Here is a 25,577-nt window from a genome sequence, read left to right on the forward strand (position 1 = left end):
TTAAATTCTAGGAGGCTGAAATATTTCTTCTAAGAAAGAATTAAAGTAAGTATTTTGATAAAAGTTAACCTCTTGTTTTACAGAAAAAATTGTAAGAAAATGAATGTTATATTCTGAAACAGGCACAAACTCAGAAGACAATGAAACTATATTGCAATGATGATGGTGTTCAGTGTTTTCTTCATCTTTAGTATCTTCTTGATGATGAATATTTTCATGAACCTGATCAATGTCAAAATGATTCTCTATAGTATCATATATAACAGTATCATTATGAGCTTGCACAGGAGGTGCAAGTAATAATAGTATCAATATGTATACAATAGAATTCTTCAAAAATTTGTAAAAATAAGGATAAAGCCTAAATTTTATCTATATAACAAAATTAATCTTTTTTAATTTAAACCAACAATATTAATGGCTAAACTTACATATTTTGAGTATAAAAATTATAATCTTTTAAAATTGTGTCTATAAATATAATGTCTGTTTTATCTTTTGACTTTACTCCTGTTACTTCCTCTATTTTTGTTCGTAACTTTATAAGAGTTTTATAATCTTTATTTTTTCTAGCCACCAAAAAAGTATCTTTAATAATTCGAGCATCATTATCTGAAAGCTTGATAACACTGGGATAACTTGGCACATATTCTTCACTTATATCTTCAACAATAGTTTGAGAAAATTTTGCATCATCTTTTAAATTAACCACAACTGTATTAGCAGATAAATCTCCAATTCTTTGATTATTTTCAGTCATAATTATTGAAAACAAACCAACTAATTTACCTCCTAAAAATATCAACCATATTAAACCCAGATACTCATTTAATCCTAAAGAAAATACATATACTAAAATCAACATAAACAAATTAAAATCAACCATTCGTAAAAACCAACGCATCATATAATCTGTAAAAGAAGGTTTGAAACCTTCAATATTTATAACTCTTAATTTCAATATTTTTTTACCCAAAGTTTGACCATTTAACAATACTTCAGTGTATAATGAATAGAAAGTAACAGGTAAAAATAATAAAACGTCTATAGCTTTAATAGACCAAGAATCTCCATTAACAGCTGCCTTAATTAAAGTAAAATTAAACATGTATATAATGAAATATATGTAGGCAAATTTTATTATGTTATCAATAAAAAAAGCGAGTATGCGATGACCCAAATTAGCTAATTCAAAATTGATTATAACATTTTGTGTGGTATTTACTTGCAGTCTTTTCATACATTATTTACATTTGTCTAAATGAGAGAGGTAGCTTTTATAAAGCAAAATAAAGAAAAATGGCTTGAATTTGAACAAGTAATTTCAAATAATACAAAAAAGAGCCCAGACGAAATTGCTGAATTACACATTAAGATAATGAATGATTTGTCGTATGCACAATCATTTTATCCTAAAAGTAAGGTTGTTATGTACTTAAACAAACTTGCAAAGAGGAGTTATGAAAAAATTTACCACACTAAAAAACAAGACAAAAACACTCTTGCTCAATTTTTTTTTGAAAAAATACCATTACTAGCTTATAAACATCGTAAATATATTTACATTTCGTTTATTTTTTTCTTTTTATGTTTTTTTATTGGTTTACTATCTACATTCAATGACGATAGCTTTGCAAGAGAAATTTTAGGAAATGAATATATTGATATAACTCTAGAAAATATTGAGAGTGGTGATGCTTTAGCAATTTATAAACAAGGAAGTAACTGGGGAAGTTTTATAGGCATATTTGATAATAATTTAAGGGTAGGTTTAAATATGTTTTTATCTGGTTTATTCATCGGATTAGGAACTGGATATTACATTTTATACAATGGTATTATGGTTGCTGTTTTTCAAGCTTTCTTTTACCAGAACAATACTTTTTTTGACAGCGTTAAAGGTATTTGGATACATGGAACTTATGAAATTTTTGCTATGGTTATTGAAGCTGCTTGTGGATATATTATAGGTGCTAGTATATTATTTCCTGGATCATTAGATCGGTTCGAATCTTTTAAAAAAGGATTAAGAGAAGCTTTTTTTATTTTTTTAAGTACTATACCTTTTACATTTATGGCAGCCTTTTTAGAAGGATATATTACAAGATATTACAATCAAATGCCTACTGTAATATGCTTATTCATAATCTTATCTTGTTTGGTTTCTGTTTCTTACTATTATTTGATTTTACCCTATAAAGTTGCTTCAAAACACCAATTGCGATAATGAGAAAATTTATAATAATACTTTTTTTATTTCTAGGTGTTTCTTCACACTCACAAGAAGATGTAAATACGTTACTAGAAAATGATAGCATATCGTATGATAAAAATTTAAACTACATAAAGAAAAGAAAATTAGGAAACGACATAAAATCTAAATACAAAGGCAAAGATTTTATTTACACTGAAAATATACCTACTCCTAAAAAAAGAAAAAAAGAAACTAAACAGAAAATCAATCAAAAAACCTTAGTATTTTTAAATAATTTAATTAGTTTATTAGGAACTATTTTCCCTTATTTACTAGCATTGATTATTGTTTTTATTGTATTGAAAAGTTTTGTTTTTATAGAAATAGACTTTTGGAAATTTAACAAATCTACCAAACAACAAAATAACACACTTATACTTAAAGAGGAAGAGGAAGATATTAATAGTAACGACTATGGTAAGTTACTTGAACAAGCCATTCAAAATAATAACTACAGGCTTGCTACAAGATATTATTATTTATTGATACTTAAAATGATGTCACAAAAAGGAATAATTAAGTATGATAAAGATAAAACTAACTCAGAATATCTTTACGAGCTAAAAAGCATTGAAAATCGCAAACAATTTTCATACTTGTTGTACTTATATGATCATGTTTGGTATGGAGAATTCCCGATTGATGAACTCAAATTCAATGCTATTGAAAACAACTATAAATCTTACATTAAAAAATTATAATTGAATACTAAAAACTACATATTATTTTTATTATTTATTTCATCAATTTTTACTGGATGTAAAAAAACAAATTGGAAAGAAAATTATAGAGAACGATCAAAAGATCCCTTTGGTACTTTCATCCTTCATAATGAAATATCAAATTTATTTAATGGAAATGAAAAAATATACTTAAAGAAAAATATCTCTGACTTCTTCAATGATACTTACTATGGTAATGATGCTAATTATGCAAATTATATATGTATTAAAGCATCTGCAAATAAACTAGATAAAAAATCTATACGTAAGTTGATGGAGTTCGTGTTCGCAGGTAATGATGCTTTTATTTCTTTAAATAATTTTAGTAATAATTTAAAAAAAATTTTAAACATCAGTACTGAAAATTTAGATAAAAACACATACAATATTCAGGAATTAAAAGACTTAAAAGGGACTCTTTATTTAAAAAATAGTGAATTTAAAGACACCCTTTTTAATTTTGATCGTAACATCAAACGTCATTATTTTTCGAAATTTGATTCTTTAACAACCATTGTTTTAGGTACTCAAGAGATAAATCATAAAAAGCGACCTAACTTTATAAAGGTATACCATGGCAAAGGAGCTATTTATTTGCACACACAGCCTATCGTTTTTACTAATTATTACTTACTCAGTAAAAAGGAAAACTATGCTTCAAATATCTTTTCATATTTACCTGATAGAAGAATTTTATGGGATCCTCAAGTTAAGTCTAGAAAAAACTCAACGAAAAAAAACAAAAAGTCTGTATTTAAATTTTTCAACAAACACACTTCTTTAAAATGGTCGTTATATATATCTTTTGGAGGATTATTACTTTTTTTACTCTTCAATGCTAGAAGAAAACAACGAGTTATTCCTACAATTGAAAAATTAAAAAATTCAACTTCAGATTTCACACATACAATAGCTAATTTATACCTAAAGGAAGAAAATCATAAAAATTTAGTGACAAAAAAAATTACTTATTTTTTAGAAAAAATTAGAACTAAATATTTAATTGATACAAAAAATTTGAATACTGATTTTATTGAAAAATTAGCATCCAAATCAGCAAATAAATTAAGTACTACTAGGTATTTAATAAACACAATAATAGCATTAAATAAAAAATCAGATTGTACGCAAGACGAATTAATGCGCTTAAATACGCTAATTGAAAATTTTTTTGAAAACAATTAATCATGGAAAACACAACCACAAATAATACTAATGAAAATTTAGAATTCGAAAGTAGAATTAACTTGTCTGAATTACAAGAAAGTATTTACAAAATAAAAACAGAATTAAATAAAGTAATTGTTGGTCAAAAAAGAATGATTGATTTATTACTAGTTGCAATACTTTCTGACGGGCATGCTCTGATAGAAGGCGTCCCTGGCGTAGCAAAAACAATAACTGCTAAGTTACTCTCACACACTATAGCTATTGATTTTAGCCGTATCCAATTTACACCTGACTTAATGCCTTCTGATATTTTGGGAACATCAGTTTTTAATGTTAAAAATTCTGAATTTGAATTTAAAAAAGGACCTATTTTTTCAAATATGATTTTAATTGATGAGATAAATAGAGCACCCGCCAAAACTCAAGCTGCATTATTTGAGGTTATGGAAGAACAGCAAATTACTATTGATGGAACTACATATTCTATGGACTCTCCTTTTATAGTATTAGCTACACAAAATCCTATTGAACAAGAAGGAACATATAGATTACCTGAAGCGCAATTAGATCGGTTTCTTTTTAAAATAAATGTAATATATCCAACGGCTGAAGAAGAATTAGAAATTGTCACTAGAGAGCAGGCTTTAATTAACAATACAAAAATTGATAAAATTGACACTGTTATTTCAGGTGAAAAAATTGAGGAATATAAAAAGTTAATTTCTAAAATAAAGGTTGAAGAACATTTACTTAAATACATCTCTAACATTGTTGTAAGTACACGAAACAACTCTTTTTTATTTTTAGGAGCTTCACCAAGAGCTACTATTGCTATTTTAAAAGCTTCAAAAGCCTTTGCTGGTATTAATGGAAGAGATTTCATTACTCCTGAAGATATTAAAAATGCTGCGATTCCAGTTTTACAACACAGAGTTATTGTTACTCCTGAAAGAGAAATGGAAGGCTTAACAAGTACACAAATTATTGAGCAAATAATTGAAACAGTAGAAATTCCACGATAATAATGAAGAAATTTTATAATTCTTTGTTTTTAAATGATACCCTTTTTTATGGAATGACTATCATAGTGGTGGTATTTGTGGCTGGTTTTTTTATTCCTTTTCTTTTCTCTTTTGGTCAAATTCTTTTGTTCACTTTATTTGTAGTTACTTTTATTGATATACTATTAATATACAGCTTAAAAAAGGGGGTTCATATTGAACGTTTTTTACCAGAACGATTGTCAAATGGCGACGATAATAAAATTTCAATACTAATTAAAAACAACTATAAATTTAATATTCATTCTATTATTATTGAAGAATTACCTTTTCAATTTCAAAAAAGAAATTTTTCTTTTAAACAGGTTTTAAAACCTATAAAAGAAAAAAAAATAAATTATAAACTTACCCCCAAAAAAAGAGGTATTTATGATTTTGGACATATTAATATTTATATAAGCTCTCCTCTTAGGCTTGCTTCTCGTAAATATATTTTAGGAGAAAAGAAAAAATTAAAATGTTATCCTTCTTTTTTAAAACTAAAGGAATTTGATATACAAGCAGTATCAAATGACTTAACTGCCTATGGTAATAAAAAGATTAGAAGAATTGGACATTCATTAGAATTTGAACAAATTAAAGAATATATTTCTGGAGATGATATCCGTTCTTTAAACTGGAAAGCTACTGCTAAAAAAAATCAATTAATGGTAAATCAATACGTTGAAGAAAAATCACAACCAGTATATTCAATTATTGATAAAGGCAGGCCAATGCAAATGCATTTTAACAACCTTTCTTTACTAGATTATGCAATTAATGCAACCTTAGCTGTGAGTAATATTATTTTGCGTAAACAAGATAAAGCAGGGATGTTTACTTTTTCTAAAAAGTTAGAAAATATTATTGTAGCTGAACAACGAAACTCACAAATGAATTTAATTTCTGAAGCCTTATACAATGTAAAAACAAATTTTTTGGAAGCTGATTATAGCTTATTATATGCTACTATTAAACGAAAAATAACTAGTAGAAGTTTACTTATATTATACACTAATTTTGAAACTTTAGATGCACTCAAAAGGCAACTACCCTATCTTCGAGCTATTGCTAAAAATCATTTATTATTGGTTGTTTTCTTTCAAAATACTGAATTAAATACATTGATTGAGAAAAAATCGAATTCAGTTGAAGATGTATATGACAAAATTATTGCTGAAAAATTTATGTATGAGAAAAAACAAATTGCAAACGAATTAAAAAAATATGGAATACAATCTATACTAACTAAGCCAGAACATTTAACTGGTAACACTATAAACAAGTACTTAGATTTAAAATCAAGAGGCTTGTTTTAATTTCAAACATTTTATATAAATCAAAACTTAATCAAACTATGAGTAAATTAAAATTAAAATTAAAAAGAATTGATCCTGTAAAATATGCTACCATTACAGGGATACTAATGGCTTTAATGGGATTTATAGCAATTGGAATAGGAACTTTGTTTAGTAGCTTAATAGGTGCTGGAACTGGAGATATGGGAGCTTTTGCTACAATTATGGGAGGTGGATTACTCGCTTTAATCTTTATTCCTATCCTTTACTTTATTTTAGGGTTCATTTTTGGGTTAATTGGTACGATGTTACTTAATTTTGTTTTGAGTAAAATCGGAGGTTTACCAATAGACTTTGAAAAAACTGGAACAGATATTTCTATGATTGGTGAAGAGTAGTTTTTATTAACTAAAACGATTCACTTTTTAACATAACAAAGCCTCAGTTATATATAATTACTGAGGCTTTTTATATTTTACATAACTATTAAATCTTACCGTGGTACTTTCTTAAAAACCATTCAATAGAAAGTAATGATGCTATCAAAATCAAAATCCACTTCCAATCAATTAAACTTTTCTGAGTTATGACTGATTTCTGAGTTGTAAAATAATTTTTATCAGAAAGTAAACTTGAAATCAATGATTCTAACTGATTTGGATAAATCAATTTCCCTCCAGAGTTCTTTGCTAATTTTTGTAATTTATTGCTATCAGCATTTGTAAACTGCTGTTCAATTTGGTATGTGGTTATTTTAAATCTTCCATATTTTTTAAAACCTTGATTTTCAACAGATACTTGATAAGTATAATCTCCCGCTAATAAACCTTCCACAGATACTTGGTACGAGGTATTAGTTAACGAAAAAGGCAATATCTTAACCTCTTTTGTTTTTGAATTTGTTACTTTTAATTGTAAAGATGCCCTGTTATCAAATTTATAATTACTATCTACATAAAAAGCAGAAATTTGTATTGTAGCATTAGCGGGGTATATATTTTTAGAGGTTACCTCTAATCGCTTTCTTTTTTTATTTGAAGCTAAATACTGCGCTATATTACTTATAAAAGTATCAAAACTTTCAAATGTTTTATTTTTTAAATAAGCAGCTGACCTCCATTTCCAAATACCTTCACCTAATATAAAAGCATACTTAGTATCATTATTTTCAATAGATGTTATTAAGGGCTCTCCTAAATTTATACCATTTAAATTTTGGTATAATAAAATTTGTGCTTCGCTAGACAATCTTAATCTTCCAAATTTATCTCGCAAAGGAGGAAACTCATCAAAACCAATATCCTCTTGCATAAAGGTTAAAAAACTATCATTGTAAATTGCGCCGTAATTCTCATACTGATTAATTGCATTCTTTTTTACACCTAAATTTAATGAATTTACTAAATTCCAATCTGTTTTAGTTCCTGTTACCAATAAAAAATTCGAAGAAACTTCTTCAAATACTCTTCTAAAATAAAAATTTGGTTGGTAAAAAACATAAAACTGATACTCTTTCAAATTTAGCTTCTTATTCCCTATTATTTCTATAGTTACTTTTCGTTGCTTATTACTTTCAATCGCTTTTTTAATCGCACCTAGATCTGGGTGTAATATTGAACTTAATAATAATACTTTGGTTTGCTCATCTAAAACTTCTACAGAAAAATTCTTATAATTATTTCTAGTATTTTTTTCTTTTTTAAGTTTTGATATAGATGCTTGGTAATATTGAAGTCCCTTTTCTTTCGATGTTAAATTAACCGTAATTACTTTTGAAGGTTTTTCAGCAGAAAAATAAACCTTCTCTGAATATATTTTTTTTCCTTTATGAGATAATGTAAAAACAGAAGTAACTGGTTCTTTACCCTCATACAATAAAAAAATCTCGACAGGAAACTTGTTTTTTATATAACTATATTTATTTACGTTAAGCTGTGTTATTTTAACATCTTGATATTGAGCTGTATCACCAACAACTATAGGGAATATTTTATTTTTCGAAATTAAAAACTCATAATCATTTCCGGAGGTTTGATTACCATCAGTGATAATAATTGTAGCTTTTTTATTATTCTTTACTAATTCATCAACTGAATTTAAAGCCTCTGATATATTTGTACTCGTTTCAGAAAAGGATAAGCTGTCCAATACCTTAATAGTAGTACCAAAAGAAAAATTAGATATCGAATATTTTTTATTTAACTCCTTATTAGTGCTAATTGCTTTAAAGATATCTTCTACTCTTTCTTCTTCTTTAAAAAACTTAGTTGACAAAGAATTATCTACTAATAATGATAATTGTGGTTTAATATTTTCTGTAGAAACAATATCAATTTTAGGGTTAATTAATAATAACCCAATGAAAAACAAGCTTAAAGCTTTTAATATAAATAATACTATAATAATTTTTGGTTGTTTCTTCTCTTTATAAAAATATTGAAAAAAAGCAACTATTAAACTGCATAAAACAGCTATTACTATATAAATTAGACTTGTTGATTGCACAAAATTATTTTTAAAATGTGAATATAAAAATATCTACTAAAATACTAACTGTATATTCGCTCTTAATTTAATTTACCCTTTATGATTAAGGTCATAATTTAATAACAAACTACTGATTAATTTTGCTTTAAACAACTCATATTATGAACACTACAAGCGCAATTACTCAAAAAAAAATACACAAAAAAGAAATAAATTTTTATAGAAACACTAAATTAAATAATTGGATAGCTGCTGAAGAAAAAAATGCAATGGGAATTTCTATTATTTTGATAATGGTAGGTACTATGATTGCCTCAATATCTGCCGCATTAGCTGTACATAAAGAAATAGCTTTATTCCCTTTAATCTTCACTTGTATATCAGCAATGGGAGCAAATGCCATTGTTATTAGTCAAAGATCATTTAAAACAATAGTATGGGCATTTATAATAAATATTTTAGGAAACATTCTTTTAATAGCTTACCAACTTATTAATTTGGCTTAGGCTTTACTTCAAACATTTTAAAAAAGAGCATAGAAGCTATGTTTCGTGCTCTTTCTTTAGCTTCATTTGCTTTACGACCTTCAAACAAATCATCTATCGTAGAAAACCACAGCTGAAGCCATCTCCCAAAATGTTCTTGAGAAATACCATAATTAAAATCTTTATCAACATCTTTATGAACTTTCATTGGATTTCCTTTAAACTTTCTCACAAAAAACAAGTTAGTCTCCCAAAAGTCGGTAAGTTTTTCAATATGACTTTCCCAAATTTCTTCTGGTATTGTTTTTAAAAAAATGGGTCCAATAAAATCATCTTTTTTTATCTTACCATAAAATGTTGATACTAATAAAAAAACATCAGCCCTTGTTGTTATTTCTCTCTTACTCATTTAAAATTAAATTAATCTCAATCAAAAGTATATCTTTATACTTTTGCAATTTATGACTTAAATCATAATGATATTACAAGAAACATTACTAAATTTTGGAGCTCAAATTAAACATTTTGAAAAAAATAATATAATTTTTTCTGAAAATGATATTGCTCGTAATTATTATCAAGTAGTTATTGGTGCAGTAAAAATGAATAACTTTAATGATGAAGGAAAAGAATTCATTCAAGGTATTTTCTACAAAAATCAAAGTTTTGGTGAACCACCTTTGTTCATTGATGTAAAATATCCTGCAAATGCAATAACTTTATCTGAATCTAGCATTATTGTACTTCCGAAAAGTAAACTATTACTTTTACTAAAACAGCATCCTGAAATTCATTTAAAAATAACTCAAAGTTTGGCACAACGACTATATTATAAAGCCATTATAGCTTCTGAAATTTCAAGTCAAGAACCAGGACACAGAGTACTTCGTTTTTTTGATTATCTAAAAAATGATGTTTATAAATTAGATGGTGAATTCACATTTAAAATTCCTCATACACGACAACAAATAGCAGATATTTTAGGACTTAGAGTTGAAACAACAATAAGAGCTATAAAGCAATTAGAAAAAAAAGGAGATTTAAAAATCATCAACAGAAAAGTATATCGATAAAGTATTAATCTAATAAATAAAGTTAAATCAAATTTTGTATTTAGTAAATATTTAAAATAATAGAAAACAAAGTTATTATTGAACTATAATTTACAAAAACTTGATAAAAGTGTACAAATTAGATACCCTTTTTTTATTATACCTATTTTAGAATTTTTACTTTTGTTGCTTCAACACAACAAATAAAAATGAACTTAACACAATTAAATGCTATATCTCCTATTGATGGAAGATATCGTAACAAAGTAGCAGATTTAGCAAATTATTTTTCAGAAGAAGCTTTAATAAAATACAGGGTTAAAGTAGAAATTGAGTATTTTATTGCTTTATGCGAGATTCCTTTACCGCAATTAGTAGACTTTAATAAAGATTTATATACTGATTTACGTGAAATTTACACTAATTTTTCAAGTAAAGATGCTCAAAAGATAAAAGATATTGAAAGTGTTACGAATCATGATGTAAAAGCTGTTGAATATTTTATTAAGGAAAAATTTGACAACTTAGATCTTCAAAAATTCAAAGAGTTTATCCATTTTGGATTAACCTCTCAAGATATCAATAACACTGCCATACCATTGTCTATAAAAGATGCTATGGAAGAAGTTTATTATCCTACATTAGATACTTTGGTATGCAAATTAGCTGATTTGTCTGAAGAGTGGGAAAATGTTCCAATGTTAGCTCGTACTCATGGTCAACCAGCTTCTCCTACCCGTTTAGGAAAAGAGTTTTTTGTTTTTGTAGAACGTATTAATAATCAAGTAATCCATATTCAGCACACTCCTCATGCAGCTAAATTCGGGGGGGCAACTGGTAATTTTAATGCCCATAAAGTAGCTTATCCTAATATTGATTGGAAAAACTTCGGAACTAATTTTGTAGAAGATGTTCTTGGCTTACACCATTCTTTTCCTACAACGCAAATAGAACATTATGATCATATGGCTGCTTTATACGATGGTTTAAAGCGTGTAAATACAATTTTGATTGATTTAGACCGTGATGTTTGGACCTATGTTTCTAATGATTATTTCAAACAAAAAATTAAAAAAGGCGAAGTTGGGTCTTCAGCGATGCCACATAAAGTAAACCCTATTGATTTTGAAAACTCTGAAGGTAATTTAGGAATAGCTAATGCTATTTTTGAACATTTAGCAGCAAAATTACCAGTATCTCGTTTACAACGTGATTTAACTGATAGTACAGTTTTACGTAATGTAGGAGTTCCATTTGGACATACTCTAATAGCTTTTGCTTCTACTTTAAAAGGACTAAACAAGTTGCTTTTAAATGCTGACAAATTTGCTGAAGATTTAGAAAACAATTGGGCAGTCGTTGCGGAAGCTATTCAAACTATTTTACGAAGAGAAGCATACCCTAATCCTTATGAAGCTTTAAAAGGGTTAACGCGTACTAATGAAAAAATAACACAAAAATCAATTGCTAATTTCATTGATACTTTAGAAGTTTCATCTGAAATAAAAGAAGAATTAAAAGTAATTACTCCATCAAATTATACTGGAATATAATTTCAATAAATGAAAACAATTTTATCACTATTTGCTACACTCTTCTTTTTTTTATCGTGTTCAACGGAAAAAAAAGGAGACCCTACACGTTTTAAACAAGGTGTTTTTGAAATCCCTGCGGGTGAATCATACAGCAAAACTATCATTACTAGAAAAGATAGCTTGCAAATTGAGCAGTATACTAAAATAATAAGTATTTCAACTGATAGTTTAGTTACTCAAAAAGAAGAAAAACATATTGATACGTTGTATATTAAATGGAAAAATAATTTTGCATATACCTTGCGAATGAAAAGTCCTAAAACAGATTTAGACAAAGATCCTATATTTGTGCAAATAACCAAAGTTACAGATAGTCTTTATGAATTTACAGCCAGAGTTGGGTACTCAAAATTTAAACAAAAAGGAACCGTTTACAAAGTAAAATAAAACTATGGAAATATTTTTACAAGCAGATACTTGGGGAGCATTAATTACGTTAACTTTTTTAGAAATTGTGCTTGGTATTGATAATATAATTTTTATATCAATTGCCGCTAATAAGCTTCCAGAAAACGAACAAAAAAAAGCAACTAATATTGGTCTTTTTTTAGCTATGGTTTTACGTATAGTGCTCTTATTTGGAATTTCATTACTAATAGCAATGAATTCACCTCTTTTTAATGTTGATATTTCATGGTTTAAAGCTGGAGTTACTGGTCAGAGTTTAATTTTATTTGCAGGTGGATTGTTCTTGTTATATAAAAGTACTAAAGAAATTCATCATAAAGTAGAAGGTCTTGATGAACATGACATAAATCAAAAACCTAAAAAGAAATACACAATAAGTCAAGCAATAGTTCAAATTACTTTAATTAACATAGTTTTCTCATTTGATTCTATTTTAACAGCAGTTGGTATGACAAATGGTGTTGAAGGAGCAATGATAATTATGATAGTTTCTGTTATTTTATCTATGGTTATTATGATGTTATTTGCTAATCCTGTGGGTAAATTTGTAAATAAGCACCCTACAATTCAAATGTTAGGTTTATCTTTTTTAATACTTATAGGTTTTATGTTAATTGCTGAAGCTGCTCATTTATCTCATGCTAAACTGTTTGGACAAGAAATGGGAATAGTACCAAAAGGATATTTGTATTTTGCAATTACATTCTCTTTAGTTGTTGAAATGCTTAATATGAGAATGAGACGTAAAAAAAACACGAAATAACTATTTAAAAAAACTGGTATTAAAATATCAGTTTTTTTTATTTTTACTACATTTGCCTGAGTGTTAAGATTTAAAAAACATATCACATTTTTTGGTTTACTAGTATTACTACTACCCTCAGTAATACAATGTGTTCATGCTTTTGAAAATCATGAACACATTGTTTGTTCATCAGTTGATGAGCATCACTTCCATGAACAAGAAATAGACTGTTCTATATTACATTTTCAAGTTGGAGTTACTACTTTTGAACACTCTAATGACTATAATGTAATTAAAACGAACATCTATAATCCTCAGTTTAATCAACCGTTAACTGTACTACTCTATAATACCAATAAAAAAACTCCTAGGGTCCCTCCTTTTGTAATTTAATTTAGTATTCTATATAAATTACAAATAAAATCTTAAATGAAATCAAAAAGTATTCTTTTGATTACTTTGCTTTTATTATGCTCTGCATTAGCAAATAGTCAAAATTGTAGACATACATTTTCTGGTTTAGTAGAAGATTTCCATGATAAATCACCTATTGTTGGAGCTACTGTTTTTATTAAAAATCAAAACAAATATGCAACTACTGATATTGAAGGAAAATTTACTATTAAAAATGTTTGTTCAGGTAAAATAATTATTCAAACTTCTCATGTAGCGTGTGAACCTCAAATTTTGGAACTAGATATATCTAAAGATATATATAAGGTTATTGATTTAGAACATCATGTAGAAGAGTTAAACGAAGTTAATGTAAAGGGAAACGTAAGCTTAAAAACTAAAACCGCTCAAGAAACTTTAATTAAAGCTAAAACTCTTGAAAAATTTAGTGATACTAGCTTAGGAGACGCTATAAAAAATGTTTCAGGAGTTTCTTCAATGAATACTGGAAACACAATTGTTAAACCAATTATTAATGGTTTACATAGTAGTCGTATATTAATTTCTTTTAATAATGTAAGGCTTCAAGATCAAGAATGGGGTATTGAACATGCTCCAAATATTGATGTGAATGCGGCTCAATCAATTTCTGTAATAAAAGGAGCTAACGCTCTTCAATATGGTGGAGATGCTATTGGTGGAGTTGTTATTATTAATCCTGTAACAAGTAGTAGAAAAGACACGTTATATGGCAAAAGCATACTTTCGCAACAGAGCAATGGTAGGTTATTTTCTGTAACTAGTAGTCTACATAAAAACTATTCTTCTGGATGGTATATTAACGGGCAAGCTTCTTACAAAAGAGCTGGTGACTTTGAAGCTTCAAATTACAACCTAACAAATACAGGTATAAATTCAAAAGCTTTTACAATTGGCACTGGATATAAGAGGTTTGAAAAAGGGTTTGAATTATTTTATAGTCATTTATCAAATAAGATTGCAATCTTAAGTGCTTCTCATAATGGAGGAGTAACTGATTTAGTAAATGCTATAAATAGTGACAGTCCTTTAATTATTAAAGACTTTAGTTATGCTATTAATAATCCAAAACAAGAAGTAACTCATCAATTATTAAAAGCTAAAGTCTATAAGCGTTACAAAGGCTTTGGTAAACTATCTCTTCAATATGATTATCAAGTAAATAACAGACTTGAATTTGATAAAAGAAGAGGTGATAAAAAGGAGTTACAAGCTGTTGATTTAACATTAAAAACACATACAGTTAGAGCTGATTTAAATCTCGATGCTTCTGCTGGTTATACTCACAAGTTTGGTGTTAGTGGAGGATTTCAAAATAATTTCCCTGATCCAATAACAAAGGTAAGAAGGCTTATTCCTGATTATGACAAATACAATTTAGGTGTGTATGCTATTAGCAGTTACAAGTCAGACAAAGCGATTATAACGGGTGGAGTTCGATACGATTTAGAGCACATTAATGCTCAAAAATTTTATCAAAAGTCAAGATGGGAATCTTTAAACTATCAAAACGATTTTAGCAACATTATTATTGATAATGATGTAAAAGGATACTCAACTATTAACAAACCCTGTATTTACGTATCATAATATTTCAGCTTCACTTGGCTTGAACTATTCAATTGATGAAGAAAATTCATTTTTAGTAAATTATGGACTTTCAAATAGGGCTCCAAATGCATCAGAGCTATTTAGTGATGGATTACACCATTCAGCTGCTAGAATTGAGTTAGGAGATTTACGTTTAAAATCAGAGACATCAAATAGAATATCAACTTCTTACATGTTTAATAATGATAAATTCAATATTACATTTGAAGGGTTTTATAATTTTATTTCAGATTTTATTTATATAGAGCCTTCGGGCATTGAAACTACACTAAGAGGTGCCTTTCCTGTTTGGTCATACAAACAAACTAAAGCTCATCTATTTGGTGTTGATACAAATTTACAATATGAGGTTAATGAAGATTTTTTACTAACAAGTAAATTATCTTTTTTAAAAGGACGTGATATAACAAACAAAAGACCTTTGATTGATATTCCTCCTTTTAAAACCACAACTACCTTACTTTTTAAGAAAGAAAAATGGAAAAACTTTTTTGCTTCTCTTGAAAGTGAGTTTAATGCTAGACAAAACGAATATCCTAACAATAATTTTGAAGCTTTTATAGCTCCATTAAATCGTTATGAAATAGTTGATGTTAGCACACCTCCTTCAGCATATCACCTTTTAAACTTTTCATCAGGTTTTGAGTTTAAAATGTCTAAAACAAAAGTAAATGTAAACTTTTCAATAGATAACATACTTAATAAATCATATAGAAACTATTTAAATAGATTACGATATTTTGCTGATGACTTAGGGAGGAATTTTAAAATTCAATTAAAAATTAATTATTAAGAAAACAACAACATTATGAAACACATTAAATTATTAGCTGTATTATTTATCTCTGCGTTTACAATCACATCTTGTTCTGATGATGAAATAAAACCAGTTAATGAAGAAGAGGTTATAACAACAATGACAATAGTACTTACTCCAAGTTCTGGAGGTAATGCTGTAACTATTCAAAGTAGAGATTTAGATGGCGATGGACCAAATGCTCCTGAAATTACTGGTGGAACTCTTGCTGCCAACACAACATATAATGCAGATATTACATTATTAAATGAAACTGAAAGTCCTGCAGAAAATATTACTGAAGAGATTGAAGAAGAAGCTGATGAACACCAATTTTTTTACAGTACAACAGGAGGAGTAAATAGTACATTTACTTATGCAGGTACAAATGATAGTAGTGGAAATCCTGTAGGTTTAAAATTTACAGTTGCAACAGGAGCTGCTGGAACAGGGAATTACACAGTAATTTTAAGACATGAGCCAAATAAAACAGCTGCTGGAGTAAAAGATGGTGATATAACTAACGCAGGTGGAGAAACTGATATTGAAGTAGTTTTTCCTATAACTGTTCAATAAAGAAAGCTTAGAAATTAAGCCACTATTTTAAAAATGTACGGGCTCTATTCAAAATAGGGCTCGTTTTTTTATGCTAGTTACCATCTAATTTAAAAATATACATCCAAAATCTTCAACTATAAATATTTGGTTAAATAATATTTCATAAGTGGTAACAGGTATATCTATAAAAGCAAATTTATCAGTTGTTTGATTCCCCTCCTTATTAACTAATTTTATTCTAACGGTTTCTGTTTTCATGACTTAAAATTTAACGGTTTACAATGCAAATTAATAAGTTATTATGAAGTAGTAATAGATAGTCAGTTCAAACCTAAACAACTATCTTTCAAGAAGCAATATCTATAGATAAACAGTAAATAAATTGTAAAATAAAAAAACCCACTCAATAAATTGAGTGGGAAAATTGCTATGAAAAAGAAAGTCTAAGGACGTCTCCAAAGACACTTGCAATATACTACATTTTTTAGAAATAGCAAAAAAATATATAAAATTTATAAAAAATTAATATGCATCAACATCTATTATAAATCGAATTGGTCTAAAGTCTTTTACTGCTTCAAATGTATTTTTAATTTTTTGTAATTGTTCTTTAGTTTTACCTAATGATTGTTTTGGTGGAATTTTAATAACTAAATTTTTTATATATTGATTTCGAATACGAGATACAGATGGTTCTGTAGGTCCTAAAACATTTTCTTTAAAAACATTTTGTAAAGCTCTAGCTAACCAATGTATACCAGTGTCTACTTTAGTATAATCTTTATGTTTTAAGGTAATTTTAATTAATCTATAATAAGGAGGGTAATTATACTGCCAACGATCTTGTAATTGTTCTTTATACATTTCAACATAATTTGTGGTTGAAACTTGTTGCAAGATTTGATGATATGGATTGTATGTTTGAATTGCTACGTTTCCTTGCTTTTTTGAACGTCCTGCCCTACCCGATACTTGAACCATCAATTGAAAAGCTCGTTCATGAGCTCTAAAGTCAGGAAAATTCAACATTGAGTCTGCATTTAAAATTCCAACTAGTGATACATTTTCAAAATCTAATCCCTTAGAAAGCATTTGAGTTCCTACCAATATATCTATATCTTGAGCTTCAAATGCTCCTATAATTTTTTGATAGCCATATTTCCCACGAGTAGTATCTAAATCCATTCTACCAATTGTATGATTTGGAAATAAATCTTTCAGCTCTAACTCTATCTGTTCGGTACCAAAACCTTTGGTGTCAAGAGTTGTACTTCCGCAAGCTCCACAATTATTTGGCATAGATCGTTGATAGTGGCAGTAATGGCACTTTAATTCTTTTCTATATTTATGATATGTTAAACTAACATCACAATTAGGGCATTGAGGTGAGTTTCCACAAGTAGTACACTCTACAACAGGAGAAAAACCTCTTCTATTTTGAAATAAAATTACCTGTTCTTTTTCATTTAATGCTTCCTCTATCATTTCTAATAAACGATCAGAGAAATTTCCTTTCATTACTTTCTTCTTAAACTTTTCTTTAATATCAATTAATTCTATTTTGGGTAATTGAATGTTTGCATAACGTCTCTGCAAAGCTACAAACCCATATTTATTTTGAGTTGAATTAAAATAACTTTCAATAGATGGAGTTGCTGAACCTAATATTATTTTAGCTTTATGCTGATATGCTAAAACTATTGCTGCATCCCTTGCATTGTACCTAGGTGATGGGTCAAATTGTTTATATGAACTTTCATGCTCTTCATCAACAACAATCAATCCTAAATTTGAAAAAGGTAAAAAAATTGAAGACCTAGCTCCTAAAACAATTTGTGCTTTTGATTTATTATTTAAAACATTATTCCAAACTTCAACACGTTCATTCATAGAGTACTTAGAATGAAACACTGAAATTTGAGCACCAAAATAATTTTGTAACCTAACAATTATTTGAGTTGTTAAAGCAATTTCAGGTAATAGGAATAATACTTGTTTTCCTGAAGCTAAAACTTCCTTTATAAGTTTTACATATATTTCTGTTTTACCTGAACCGGTAACACCATGTAATAAAGTAACTTCATGTTTTTCAAAAGAATCTTTAATCTCTTTATAGGCCTGTTCTTGAAATTCATTTAAATCTTTGATTTTATTTGTTGTCCCATCAAAACTTATCCTATCTGTTTTAATATGATAAAATTCAAAAATACCTTTATCTACTAAAGCTTTTAATATGGAGGAAGAAACTTTTGATTTTTCTTCTAATTCTTTAGCTTTTACGGGCTTCTTAGAACTTGATAATTGAAAATAATTTAAAACTGCTTCCCGTTGTTTTTTAGCTCTTGAAAGCTCTTGTAATAAGTTTTGAAGACCTTCATTCGATGCATAATTAGGTAATAAACGAACATATTTTACCAATTTAGGTTTATAAGTTTCATAAATTTCCTCTTTTATACAAATAGCATTTTTTTCTAGTAACTCATTAATTATTGGTATGACTGTTTTTTTACCTAAAATATCACTTACTTGATGAACCGTTAACTGAGAATGGTGTTGTAAAGCTTCAAAAATTAAGAATGAGTCATCCCCTAAAGTTACATCATCTGTAAAAGAATCTTTTTTATAGATTATAGTCTCACTTTCCAATAAAAAAGCAGAAGGCAAAGCAGCTCTATATACATCACCTAACGAACATAAATAATAAGAAGAAATCCATTGCCAATGATTTAACTGATGTTCATTAACAATAGGATATTCATCTAATATTTGATGGATATCTTTAGCTTCGTATAAAACAGGAGCTATTTGATGTATTTTAAATACAATGGCAGTATATATTTTTGATTTTCCAAAGGAAACTGCTACGCGCATTCCTTTTTGTAAAAAATTTGCCTCAGCCTCAGTTACAGAATAAGTAAAAGTTTTTTTTAAAGGTATGGGTAATATGACGTCTATAAAATAAATAGGAAAGCTCTTTTTAATGTTACCTCAAAACTACATAAATTTCACTACATTGAAAATAGATTTTTTAAGTAGTTGTGAATCTTAGTTAATAAAAATATGGTTAAGAATTTATATCAATAAATCATAAAACTATTTTAGTATTGATACTAGAAAATTAAAGCTGTTTTAGATATTTTAAATGGGCTTCCTAATTCATTAATTTCCTAATTTCAGTTAAAACCTGTTAACTTTATATTAAAATCATTTTTTACTGAAACATTATTGATTTTGTGATGTCTTATAAGTAACTGTAAACACAATAAATATAAATATATCATGAAAACAATAGTAAAAAATTTAATTGTTTTGGGCATTAGCCTTTTCCTTTCTTTATCAACTTTTGCTAACTCAAAAAATGACTTAGGTAAAGACAACTCATTAACAAATCAAATTATTGCTTTAATTGGAAACAAAGTACCATTCAACACCTATGAAACCTTAAAAGTAGATGTATCATTTACTTTGAATACTAAAAACGAAATTATTGTTGTAGATGTTACTTCAAAAAATGAAGAATTAAGTTTATTTATAAAAGAAAAATTAAATAATAAAAAAATTAGCTCTTCTAAAATAAGGCAAAGAGAAATTTATACGTTACCCATAAAAGTTAATAAAGCTTAAGTATTAAAAAAATCATCTGGTATAGTCTCAGATGATTTTTTAGATATCATAAACATTAACTTATCATTTCTAAATACAATTTTTCTACTTTATCTCTTGCCCATGGAGTTTTTCTTAAAAACTTTAAACTGGATTTATAGGTAGGATTATTTCTAAAACAATTTATTTTTAAAATTTCTCCTAGCTCTTCCCAGCCATATTCTAAAAATAACTCTTCTAAAATTGTGGCTAATTTTATTCCATGTAATGGATTATTTGGTTGCTCTTGACTCATACTTATTTACAATAAAATCAAAAATACAATTTCTATTTAATTAATTCATTTAGCAATGATCTAAACTTAGAACTGTTCCAATCAGCAGCTCCATTTTTATTTACAACAACTTCTCCTTTCTTATTGATTACAAATGAAGTAGGTATTGAGTTTACTTGAAACATTTTTGGTAAATTATTTACTGAATTGTAAGTAGGTAAATCATAATTATTCTCACTATAAAAAGCATTTATAACCTCCCACTTTTCATTACTAATAAATAAAAAAACTATTTTATCTTTATAATCATTGTATAAGTTTTGAATACTTGGAATTTCAGCAACACAAGGCGGACACCATGTTGCCCAAAAATTTATAAAAACTACTTTACCTTTAAAGCTATTAAAATAAATATCATTGGTGTTTAAACCTTTTAATGACCAATCATAGTTTTCTAAAACAACTCTTTTTTCACTTTTAATAATTGAAGGAGAAAAAGATAATAATCTAATAAAAAAAGTCTTTGTTGGTGGATAAAGCACTAAACCAATAATAATTATAAAAAGAAGATTGTATATTAATTTTTTAGTAATTCTCATTTGTTTGATTTTAATAGCTCAAAAATAGAACTATTTAGTACTGTTACCAAACATTAAACAGCTTAAAAAAAGCTTTAAATATTAAACAATTTCTCCGTTTTTGTTTACCTTTTTTTACATACTTTAGCATAATTATAAACAAACAAGTCATAAAAAATGAAAAATACTGCATTAACTCACATTCATGAAAGTTTAGGAGCAAAATTAGTTCCTTTTGCTGGGTATAATATGCCTGTACAATATGAAGGTGTGAACATTGAACACGAAACTGTAAGAAACGGTGTTGGTGTATTTGATGTTAGCCATATGGGAGAGTTCTTTTTAAAAGGAGAAAATGCTTTGGCTTTAATTCAAAAAATAGCATCTAATGATGCCGCTAAATTAGTACCTGGAAAAGCCCAGTATAGCTGTATGCCAAATGCTGATGGCGGTATAGTTGATGATTTAATCATATACATGATTGAAGAAAATGAGTATATGTTAGTTGTTAATGCATCAAATATTGAAAAAGACTGGAATTGGATTTCTCAACATAACGATTTAGGTGTTGACATGGAAGATCGTTCTGATGACTGGTCTTTATTAGCAATCCAAGGGCCAAAAGCTGCCGAAGCAATGCAATCATTAACTTCCGTAGATTTATCAACTATTAAATTTTACACTTTTACAATTACTGATTTTGCAGGTTTACCTAACGTAATAGTATCTGCAACTGGTTATACAGGCTCAGGAGGTTTTGAAATTTATGTTAAAAATAAAGATGTTGAAGCTGTATGGAAAAAAGTTTTTGAAGCTGGGGCTGATTGGGGTATTAAACCTATAGGCTTAGCTGCACGTGATACATTACGTTTAGAAATGGGCTACTGCTTATATGGAAACGATATTGATGATACTACTTCTCCACTTGAAGCTGGTTTAGGCTGGATTACCAAGTTTACTAAAGATTTTGTAAATGCTGAAGCTTTAAAACAACAAAAATCTGAAGGAGTAACTCGCAAATTAGTTGCTTTTGAAATAACTGAAAAAGGGATTCCTCGTCAAGGCTATGATATTATAAATTCAAAAGGTGAGAAAATTGGTAATGTTACCTCTGGTACTATGAGTCCTTCTTTAGGTAAAGGGATAGGTTTAGGTTATGTAACTATCGAAAATTCAAAAGTAGATAGCGAAATTTTTATTCAAATTCGTAAAAAACAAATTGCAGCCAAAGTAGTTAAACTACCTTTTTACAAAGGATAATTGATAAAACTAGAAGCGGTTTAAATAATTTTGAACCGCTTCTAGTTTATATCTATTCTTTTCTTTTCCTAATATAATTAACTGCTATAAATTAATTTATTAAAAAGCTTTTACCTGTTTTTTCTTTTCATTCGTATAACTTGTAAATACCAAACTAATTCATTAAATTAAAACATGTTTATGGTTTTTCAAGCTCATTATGTTTTTCTATATTTATTACACGATATAAAACGTTTACTTTTTCTTAAAAATTGACACATAAAAACCGTTTAACTACACATATATTCCATTCATCGACAGATAAAATGCTGCTATCTTTTAAAAAGAAACAATTATCATAAAAAAAATATATTTGCTATATACAAACCTACCTACATAAAAAAATATGAATTTAAATATATTACTTGTTGAAGATGATGAAATAGAGAAACTAAAATTTGATCGAGCCTTAAAAAAATTAAGTTTAAATCACACAGTTTCTAAGGCTAGTAATGGAGAAGAAGCACTACAAAAATGTAAAGAAAGCTTACCAAATTTAATTCTATTAGATTTAAATATGCCAAAAATGAATGGATTTGAGTTCTTATCTATCTTAAAATCAGATGAAAATTTAAAATTTATACCTACTGTGGTATTTACAACATCAAACAATCATCATGATATGATAAGCGCATACAAAATAGGGATAGCTGGATATGTTGTAAAACCATTACGTTATGAAGATTATGTGAATCAAATTGATAAAATAATTGACTATTGGTCTATGAACGAATTAGTCACTTTATAATTTTTTCAGTATATTTCATCATTAGTTTTATTTTTTTAATCCCCCATTATGAAAAATAAATGAAAGGAATTGTATTTACCGAATTTTTAGAAATGGTCGAACAAAAATTCGGATTAGAAACTACCGACAATATAATTACAAAATCTAACCTAAAATCTGAAGGTGTATACACTTCTGTAGGAACTTATGATTTTGGTGAAATGGTAAGTTTAATAACTAACCTAAGTAAAGAAACAAAAATTGATACTTCTACCTTAATTTACAATTATGGCTTATATTTTTTTGACACCCTAAAAAACGGCTACCCTAATATTTTTAAACATTACAAAACTGGTTTTAACCTTATTTCTGGAATAGAAAAGCACATACATGTTCATGTAAGAAAAATTTATCCTGATGCTGAACTTCCTAATTTCATCATACACGAAGAATCTGTTACAAAATTAGTTGTTGAATATCAATCAGAGAGGGCTATGTCTTCTTTTGCACAAGGTTTAATGGAACGTACCTTAGAACATTATAATGAGGATGTAAGCATAAAAAAAGAATTGCTAAACCCTAATGGAACTAAAGTTTTATTTACACTAGTATCAAATGTCTGATGAAAAGATAAAAATATTTGAGCGGGCATTACTTAGAGAAAGAAAAGCTAGAAAAAAAGCTGAAGAAATTCTTGAAAAAAAATCCTTGGAGTTATTTGAAGCAAACCAAAAACTAACAGCTTCCAATAAAAAAACAGAAGCCTTATTAAATGATCAAACTGCACAATTGAAATTAATTGTTGATAATTCTTCTCTTGGTATTGTTCTATCCCAAAAAAATAATTTAATAAAATATAACAAAGCGTTTGCCAACTTATTAGGCTATTCAGACAAGGAATTAGAAGATATTGATATATATAAACTATCTCATCCTGATGATAGATTACAGGCTAAAAAACAACTAAAATTGCTTGAAGAAAGTAAAATTGATAAGTTTTTAATCAAAAAAAGATATAAGAAAAAAGATGGAAGTTATGTTACCTGTAATACAAATGTTAGTGCTGTTAAAGATAGTAAAGATAAAGTAAAATATCATATTTCGTTGATTGAAGATATATCTGAAATAGATAAAAAAACAAAGATGTTAAATGCTTTAAACAGCCTTTCTGTATCTATTTTAGGAAAGAGAGATTTAAATGAAATTGGCTGGGAAATAGCTAAAAATACAGCTAATCATTTAGGGTTAGAAGATTGTCTTGTTTTTTCAATAGATTATGCATCTAAAACTATAAAAGAGATTGCTGCTTATACAAATAATCCAAAGGTTGATATATCTCAAAAGCCTCAAATGAAAATCCCTTTTGGAAAGGGAATAATAGGCAAGGTAGTTGAAACTGGTGTATATTCTTTAGTTAATGATACTTCAAATAATGATTTGTATCAAGTTGATGATTATTTTCGATTTTCAGAATTAACCGTACCTATTATTGCTGATAATAAAGTAATTGGCATAATTGACTCTGAGCATAGTAAAAAAAACTACTTTAATAATGACCATGTAGAAGTATTTCATAACATTGCTAGTTTGGCTTCAGCACAATTTAATAGTGCTATTAGTCTGATTAATGAGAAAAAAACGCAAAAAGAAAAAGATGTTTTGCTCATCAAATTAGAGAAAAACAACGAAGAATTAAAAAACTTTGCTCACGTTGTCTCTCATGACTTAAAATCTCCTTTAAGAAGTATGTCTGCATTAATTTCTTGGATACAGGAAGACAATGAAAATATATTTGATGAAGAAACTACCGTCAATTTTAATTCATTATTAAAAAAGATTGACAAAATGGATCATCTTATTAACGGTATACTAAAATATTCTAGTATTGATAAGATTGATAAAACAAACCAAAAGGTTGATCTTCAAAAAACAGTTACTGATATAGTTGAAACTATTTTTGTTCCTGAACATATTAGTATTCAAATTAAAAACACGTTACCTACAATTTATGGTGATAAATTTCGTCTTCAACAATTATTTCAGAACTTAATAAGTAATGCTATTAAATATAATGACAAGAAAAAAGGCATTATTACTATCAATTTTGAGGAACTAAACAATAAATATCTTTTCTCAATAAGAGATAATGGTATAGGTATAGATAAAAAATATCACTCAAAAATATTTGAAGTATTTGAAACTTTAGAAGAACCAAATGATGAATCAACAGGAATAGGTCTTTCAATTGTTAAAAAGATAATCGAATTGTATAATGGTAAAATATGGTTAGAAAGTGAACTAGCGAAAGGAAGTTCCTTTTTTTTCGAATTAAAAAAACCTCATTAATACTGATTACTGTTTAATAAGGTTTTAATAATTTCGGGTTACAAACAATCTACTAATTTAATATTTTTCTTGTATTATAATCTACATAAGCAAATAT

At 27.4% G+C, this 25,577-nt stretch carries 28 protein-coding genes; 20 read left to right on the forward strand and 8 right to left on the reverse strand.

Going from position 1 to position 25,577, the window contains the following annotated elements; all coding sequences use genetic code 11:
* Together ACMFBB_RS01990 and ACMFBB_RS01995 are read right to left on the reverse strand one after the other, a co-directional pair.
* Window positions 1-336 (reverse strand): hypothetical protein, encoded by a 336-nt coding sequence (locus ACMFBB_RS01990; protein WP_435262796.1) that lies wholly within the window; start codon window positions 334-336, stop codon window positions 1-3.
* Between the two features lie 91 nt (window positions 337-427).
* The gene (locus tag ACMFBB_RS01995; protein WP_435262797.1) at window positions 428-1,240 is read right to left on the reverse strand and encodes an RDD family protein; all 813 of its coding nucleotides are present in this window, start codon (window positions 1,238-1,240) and stop codon (window positions 428-430) included.
* A 21-nt stretch (window positions 1,241-1,261) separates the two neighbouring features.
* Here ACMFBB_RS01995 and ACMFBB_RS02000 point away from each other — a divergent pair, with 21 nt between their 5' ends.
* From ACMFBB_RS02000 to ACMFBB_RS02025, 6 genes are read left to right on the forward strand one after another with little or no spacing between them, the layout of a single operon-like run.
* A complete protein-coding gene (locus ACMFBB_RS02000; RefSeq protein WP_435262798.1) occupies window positions 1,262-2,227 on the forward strand; it encodes a stage II sporulation protein M in 966 nt (321 codons plus the stop codon).
* Window positions 2,227-2,955 (forward strand): hypothetical protein, encoded by a 729-nt coding sequence (locus ACMFBB_RS02005; protein WP_435262799.1) that lies wholly within the window; start codon window positions 2,227-2,229, stop codon window positions 2,953-2,955. The genes ACMFBB_RS02000 and ACMFBB_RS02005 overlap by 1 nt, the downstream gene beginning before the upstream one ends.
* A complete protein-coding gene (locus ACMFBB_RS02010) occupies window positions 2,956-4,161 on the forward strand; it encodes a hypothetical protein (RefSeq protein ID WP_435262800.1) in 1,206 nt (401 codons plus the stop codon).
* Window positions 4,162-4,163: 2 nt separating this feature from the next.
* Window positions 4,164-5,168 carry an AAA family ATPase gene (locus ACMFBB_RS02015; protein ID WP_435262801.1) on the forward strand — a complete coding sequence of 335 codons (1,005 nt, stop codon included), beginning with the start codon at window positions 4,164-4,166 and terminating at the stop codon, window positions 5,166-5,168.
* Window positions 5,169-5,170: 2 nt separating this feature from the next.
* Window positions 5,171-6,505: a DUF58 domain-containing protein gene (locus ACMFBB_RS02020; RefSeq protein WP_435262802.1), complete on the forward strand. Its 1,335-nt coding sequence runs from the start codon at window positions 5,171-5,173 to the stop codon at window positions 6,503-6,505.
* Between the two features lie 38 nt (window positions 6,506-6,543).
* Window positions 6,544-6,882 (forward strand): hypothetical protein, encoded by a 339-nt coding sequence (locus ACMFBB_RS02025; protein ID WP_435262803.1) that lies wholly within the window; start codon window positions 6,544-6,546, stop codon window positions 6,880-6,882.
* An 88-nt stretch (window positions 6,883-6,970) separates the two neighbouring features.
* On the opposite strand, the gene ACMFBB_RS02030 is transcribed toward ACMFBB_RS02025, so the two are convergent.
* Entirely contained in the window at window positions 6,971-8,989 is a 2,019-nt protein-coding gene (locus ACMFBB_RS02030; protein WP_435262804.1) for a VWA domain-containing protein, read from the reverse strand.
* 143 nt (window positions 8,990-9,132) lie between these two features.
* Here ACMFBB_RS02030 and ACMFBB_RS02035 point away from each other — a divergent pair, with 143 nt between their 5' ends.
* A complete protein-coding gene (locus tag ACMFBB_RS02035; protein WP_435262805.1) occupies window positions 9,133-9,477 on the forward strand; it encodes a hypothetical protein in 345 nt (114 codons plus the stop codon).
* Here the strand turns inward: ACMFBB_RS02035 and ACMFBB_RS02040 are convergent.
* Window positions 9,464-9,865: a group III truncated hemoglobin gene (locus ACMFBB_RS02040; protein ID WP_435262806.1), complete on the reverse strand. Its 402-nt coding sequence runs from the start codon at window positions 9,863-9,865 to the stop codon at window positions 9,464-9,466. The genes ACMFBB_RS02035 and ACMFBB_RS02040 overlap by 14 nt on opposite strands.
* Before the next feature lie 67 nt (window positions 9,866-9,932).
* Here ACMFBB_RS02040 and ACMFBB_RS02045 point away from each other — a divergent pair, with 67 nt between their 5' ends.
* The 8 genes from ACMFBB_RS02045 (at window position 9,933) to ACMFBB_RS02080 (ending at window position 16,671) form a co-directional block, all read left to right on the forward strand.
* Entirely contained in the window at window positions 9,933-10,529 is a 597-nt protein-coding gene (locus ACMFBB_RS02045) for a Crp/Fnr family transcriptional regulator (protein WP_435262807.1), read from the forward strand.
* Window positions 10,530-10,717: 188 nt separating this feature from the next.
* Window positions 10,718-12,061 carry an adenylosuccinate lyase gene (purB, locus tag ACMFBB_RS02050; protein ID WP_435262808.1) on the forward strand — a complete coding sequence of 448 codons (1,344 nt, stop codon included), beginning with the start codon at window positions 10,718-10,720 and terminating at the stop codon, window positions 12,059-12,061.
* 9 nt (window positions 12,062-12,070) lie between these two features.
* On the forward strand, window positions 12,071-12,490 hold the full coding sequence (locus ACMFBB_RS02055; protein WP_435262809.1) for a hypothetical protein: 420 nt from the start codon (window positions 12,071-12,073) through the stop codon (window positions 12,488-12,490).
* 4 nt (window positions 12,491-12,494) lie between these two features.
* On the forward strand, window positions 12,495-13,274 hold the full coding sequence (locus ACMFBB_RS02060) for a TerC family protein (RefSeq protein ID WP_435262810.1): 780 nt from the start codon (window positions 12,495-12,497) through the stop codon (window positions 13,272-13,274).
* 60 nt (window positions 13,275-13,334) lie between these two features.
* A complete protein-coding gene (locus tag ACMFBB_RS02065) occupies window positions 13,335-13,649 on the forward strand; it encodes a hypothetical protein (RefSeq protein ID WP_435262811.1) in 315 nt (104 codons plus the stop codon).
* A 36-nt stretch (window positions 13,650-13,685) separates the two neighbouring features.
* A complete protein-coding gene (locus ACMFBB_RS02070) occupies window positions 13,686-15,278 on the forward strand; it encodes a TonB-dependent receptor plug domain-containing protein (protein WP_435262812.1) in 1,593 nt (530 codons plus the stop codon).
* Between the two features lie 19 nt (window positions 15,279-15,297).
* Window positions 15,298-16,092: a TonB-dependent receptor domain-containing protein gene (locus ACMFBB_RS02075; RefSeq protein ID WP_435262813.1), complete on the forward strand. Its 795-nt coding sequence runs from the start codon at window positions 15,298-15,300 to the stop codon at window positions 16,090-16,092.
* Window positions 16,093-16,107: 15 nt separating this feature from the next.
* The gene (locus ACMFBB_RS02080) at window positions 16,108-16,671 is read left to right on the forward strand and encodes a type 1 periplasmic binding fold superfamily protein (protein WP_435262814.1); all 564 of its coding nucleotides are present in this window, start codon (window positions 16,108-16,110) and stop codon (window positions 16,669-16,671) included.
* A gap of 84 nt (window positions 16,672-16,755) precedes the next feature.
* Here ACMFBB_RS02080 and ACMFBB_RS02085 read toward each other — a convergent pair whose 3' ends face one another.
* Both ACMFBB_RS02085 and priA read right to left on the reverse strand, forming a co-directional pair.
* On the reverse strand, window positions 16,756-16,911 hold the full coding sequence (locus ACMFBB_RS02085; RefSeq protein WP_435262815.1) for a hypothetical protein: 156 nt from the start codon (window positions 16,909-16,911) through the stop codon (window positions 16,756-16,758).
* A gap of 264 nt (window positions 16,912-17,175) precedes the next feature.
* Complete coding sequence (priA, locus tag ACMFBB_RS02090; RefSeq protein WP_435264261.1) at window positions 17,176-19,599, reverse strand: replication restart helicase PriA; 2,424 nt, start codon at window positions 19,597-19,599, stop codon at window positions 17,176-17,178.
* A 333-nt stretch (window positions 19,600-19,932) separates the two neighbouring features.
* Between priA and ACMFBB_RS02095 the strand changes: the two genes are divergently transcribed.
* The gene (locus ACMFBB_RS02095) at window positions 19,933-20,277 is read left to right on the forward strand and encodes a hypothetical protein (protein ID WP_435262816.1); all 345 of its coding nucleotides are present in this window, start codon (window positions 19,933-19,935) and stop codon (window positions 20,275-20,277) included.
* A gap of 55 nt (window positions 20,278-20,332) precedes the next feature.
* Here ACMFBB_RS02095 and ACMFBB_RS02100 read toward each other — a convergent pair whose 3' ends face one another.
* Window positions 20,333-20,551: a VF530 family DNA-binding protein gene (locus ACMFBB_RS02100; RefSeq protein WP_435262817.1), complete on the reverse strand. Its 219-nt coding sequence runs from the start codon at window positions 20,549-20,551 to the stop codon at window positions 20,333-20,335.
* 32 nt (window positions 20,552-20,583) lie between these two features.
* A complete protein-coding gene (locus tag ACMFBB_RS02105; protein ID WP_435262818.1) occupies window positions 20,584-21,129 on the reverse strand; it encodes a TlpA family protein disulfide reductase in 546 nt (181 codons plus the stop codon).
* Between the two features lie 156 nt (window positions 21,130-21,285).
* Here ACMFBB_RS02105 and gcvT point away from each other — a divergent pair, with 156 nt between their 5' ends.
* The 4 genes from gcvT to ACMFBB_RS02125 all read left to right on the forward strand — a co-directional run bounded on the left by gcvT (window position 21,286) and on the right by ACMFBB_RS02125 (window position 25,480).
* On the forward strand, window positions 21,286-22,368 hold the full coding sequence (gene gcvT, locus ACMFBB_RS02110) for a glycine cleavage system aminomethyltransferase GcvT (RefSeq protein ID WP_435262819.1): 1,083 nt from the start codon (window positions 21,286-21,288) through the stop codon (window positions 22,366-22,368).
* Window positions 22,369-22,753: 385 nt separating this feature from the next.
* A complete protein-coding gene (locus ACMFBB_RS02115) occupies window positions 22,754-23,155 on the forward strand; it encodes a response regulator (protein WP_435262820.1) in 402 nt (133 codons plus the stop codon).
* 59 nt (window positions 23,156-23,214) lie between these two features.
* Window positions 23,215-23,757: a heme NO-binding domain-containing protein gene (locus tag ACMFBB_RS02120; protein WP_435262821.1), complete on the forward strand. Its 543-nt coding sequence runs from the start codon at window positions 23,215-23,217 to the stop codon at window positions 23,755-23,757.
* A complete protein-coding gene (locus ACMFBB_RS02125) occupies window positions 23,750-25,480 on the forward strand; it encodes an ATP-binding protein (RefSeq protein ID WP_435262822.1) in 1,731 nt (576 codons plus the stop codon). The genes ACMFBB_RS02120 and ACMFBB_RS02125 overlap by 8 nt, the downstream gene beginning before the upstream one ends.
* Window positions 25,481-25,577 lie beyond the last annotated feature (97 nt).

The organism is Tenacibaculum sp. nBUS_03, assembly GCF_051201695.1.
Classification (GTDB): Bacteria; Bacteroidota; Bacteroidia; order Flavobacteriales; family Flavobacteriaceae; genus Polaribacter.

Excerpts from the sequence above, each read along its gene's own strand:
- purB (WP_435262808.1), top strand. The coding sequence starts at position 10,718 with ATGAACTTAACACAATTAAATGCTATATCTCCTATTGATGGAAGATAT.
- ACMFBB_RS02025 (WP_435262803.1), top strand. The coding sequence starts at position 6,544 with ATGAGTAAATTAAAATTAAAATTAAAAAGAATTGATCCTGTAAAATAT.
- ACMFBB_RS02040 (WP_435262806.1), bottom strand. The coding sequence starts at position 9,865 with ATGAGTAAGAGAGAAATAACAACAAGGGCTGATGTTTTTTTATTAGTA.
- ACMFBB_RS02020 (WP_435262802.1), top strand. The coding sequence starts at position 5,171 with ATGAAGAAATTTTATAATTCTTTGTTTTTAAATGATACCCTTTTTTAT.
- ACMFBB_RS02100 (WP_435262817.1), bottom strand. The coding sequence starts at position 20,551 with ATGAGTCAAGAGCAACCAAATAATCCATTACATGGAATAAAATTAGCC.
- ACMFBB_RS02120 (WP_435262821.1), top strand. The coding sequence starts at position 23,215 with ATGAAAGGAATTGTATTTACCGAATTTTTAGAAATGGTCGAACAAAAA.
- ACMFBB_RS02060 (WP_435262810.1), top strand. The coding sequence starts at position 12,495 with ATGGAAATATTTTTACAAGCAGATACTTGGGGAGCATTAATTACGTTA.
- ACMFBB_RS02035 (WP_435262805.1), top strand. The coding sequence starts at position 9,133 with ATGAACACTACAAGCGCAATTACTCAAAAAAAAATACACAAAAAAGAA.
- ACMFBB_RS02125 (WP_435262822.1), top strand. The coding sequence starts at position 23,750 with ATGTCTGATGAAAAGATAAAAATATTTGAGCGGGCATTACTTAGAGAA.
- ACMFBB_RS02080 (WP_435262814.1), top strand. The coding sequence starts at position 16,108 with ATGAAACACATTAAATTATTAGCTGTATTATTTATCTCTGCGTTTACA.
- ACMFBB_RS02095 (WP_435262816.1), top strand. The coding sequence starts at position 19,933 with ATGAAAACAATAGTAAAAAATTTAATTGTTTTGGGCATTAGCCTTTTC.
- ACMFBB_RS02070 (WP_435262812.1), top strand. The coding sequence starts at position 13,686 with ATGAAATCAAAAAGTATTCTTTTGATTACTTTGCTTTTATTATGCTCT.
- ACMFBB_RS02005 (WP_435262799.1), top strand. The coding sequence starts at position 2,227 with ATGAGAAAATTTATAATAATACTTTTTTTATTTCTAGGTGTTTCTTCA.
- ACMFBB_RS02055 (WP_435262809.1), top strand. The coding sequence starts at position 12,071 with ATGAAAACAATTTTATCACTATTTGCTACACTCTTCTTTTTTTTATCG.
- ACMFBB_RS02000 (WP_435262798.1), top strand. The coding sequence starts at position 1,262 with ATGAGAGAGGTAGCTTTTATAAAGCAAAATAAAGAAAAATGGCTTGAA.
- ACMFBB_RS02115 (WP_435262820.1), top strand. The coding sequence starts at position 22,754 with ATGAATTTAAATATATTACTTGTTGAAGATGATGAAATAGAGAAACTA.
- ACMFBB_RS02085 (WP_435262815.1), bottom strand. The coding sequence starts at position 16,911 with ATGAAAACAGAAACCGTTAGAATAAAATTAGTTAATAAGGAGGGGAAT.
- ACMFBB_RS02015 (WP_435262801.1), top strand. The coding sequence starts at position 4,164 with ATGGAAAACACAACCACAAATAATACTAATGAAAATTTAGAATTCGAA.
- ACMFBB_RS01995 (WP_435262797.1), bottom strand. The coding sequence starts at position 1,240 with ATGAAAAGACTGCAAGTAAATACCACACAAAATGTTATAATCAATTTT.
- gcvT (WP_435262819.1), top strand. The coding sequence starts at position 21,286 with ATGAAAAATACTGCATTAACTCACATTCATGAAAGTTTAGGAGCAAAA.
- ACMFBB_RS02045 (WP_435262807.1), top strand. The coding sequence starts at position 9,933 with ATGATATTACAAGAAACATTACTAAATTTTGGAGCTCAAATTAAACAT.
- ACMFBB_RS02105 (WP_435262818.1), bottom strand. The coding sequence starts at position 21,129 with ATGAGAATTACTAAAAAATTAATATACAATCTTCTTTTTATAATTATT.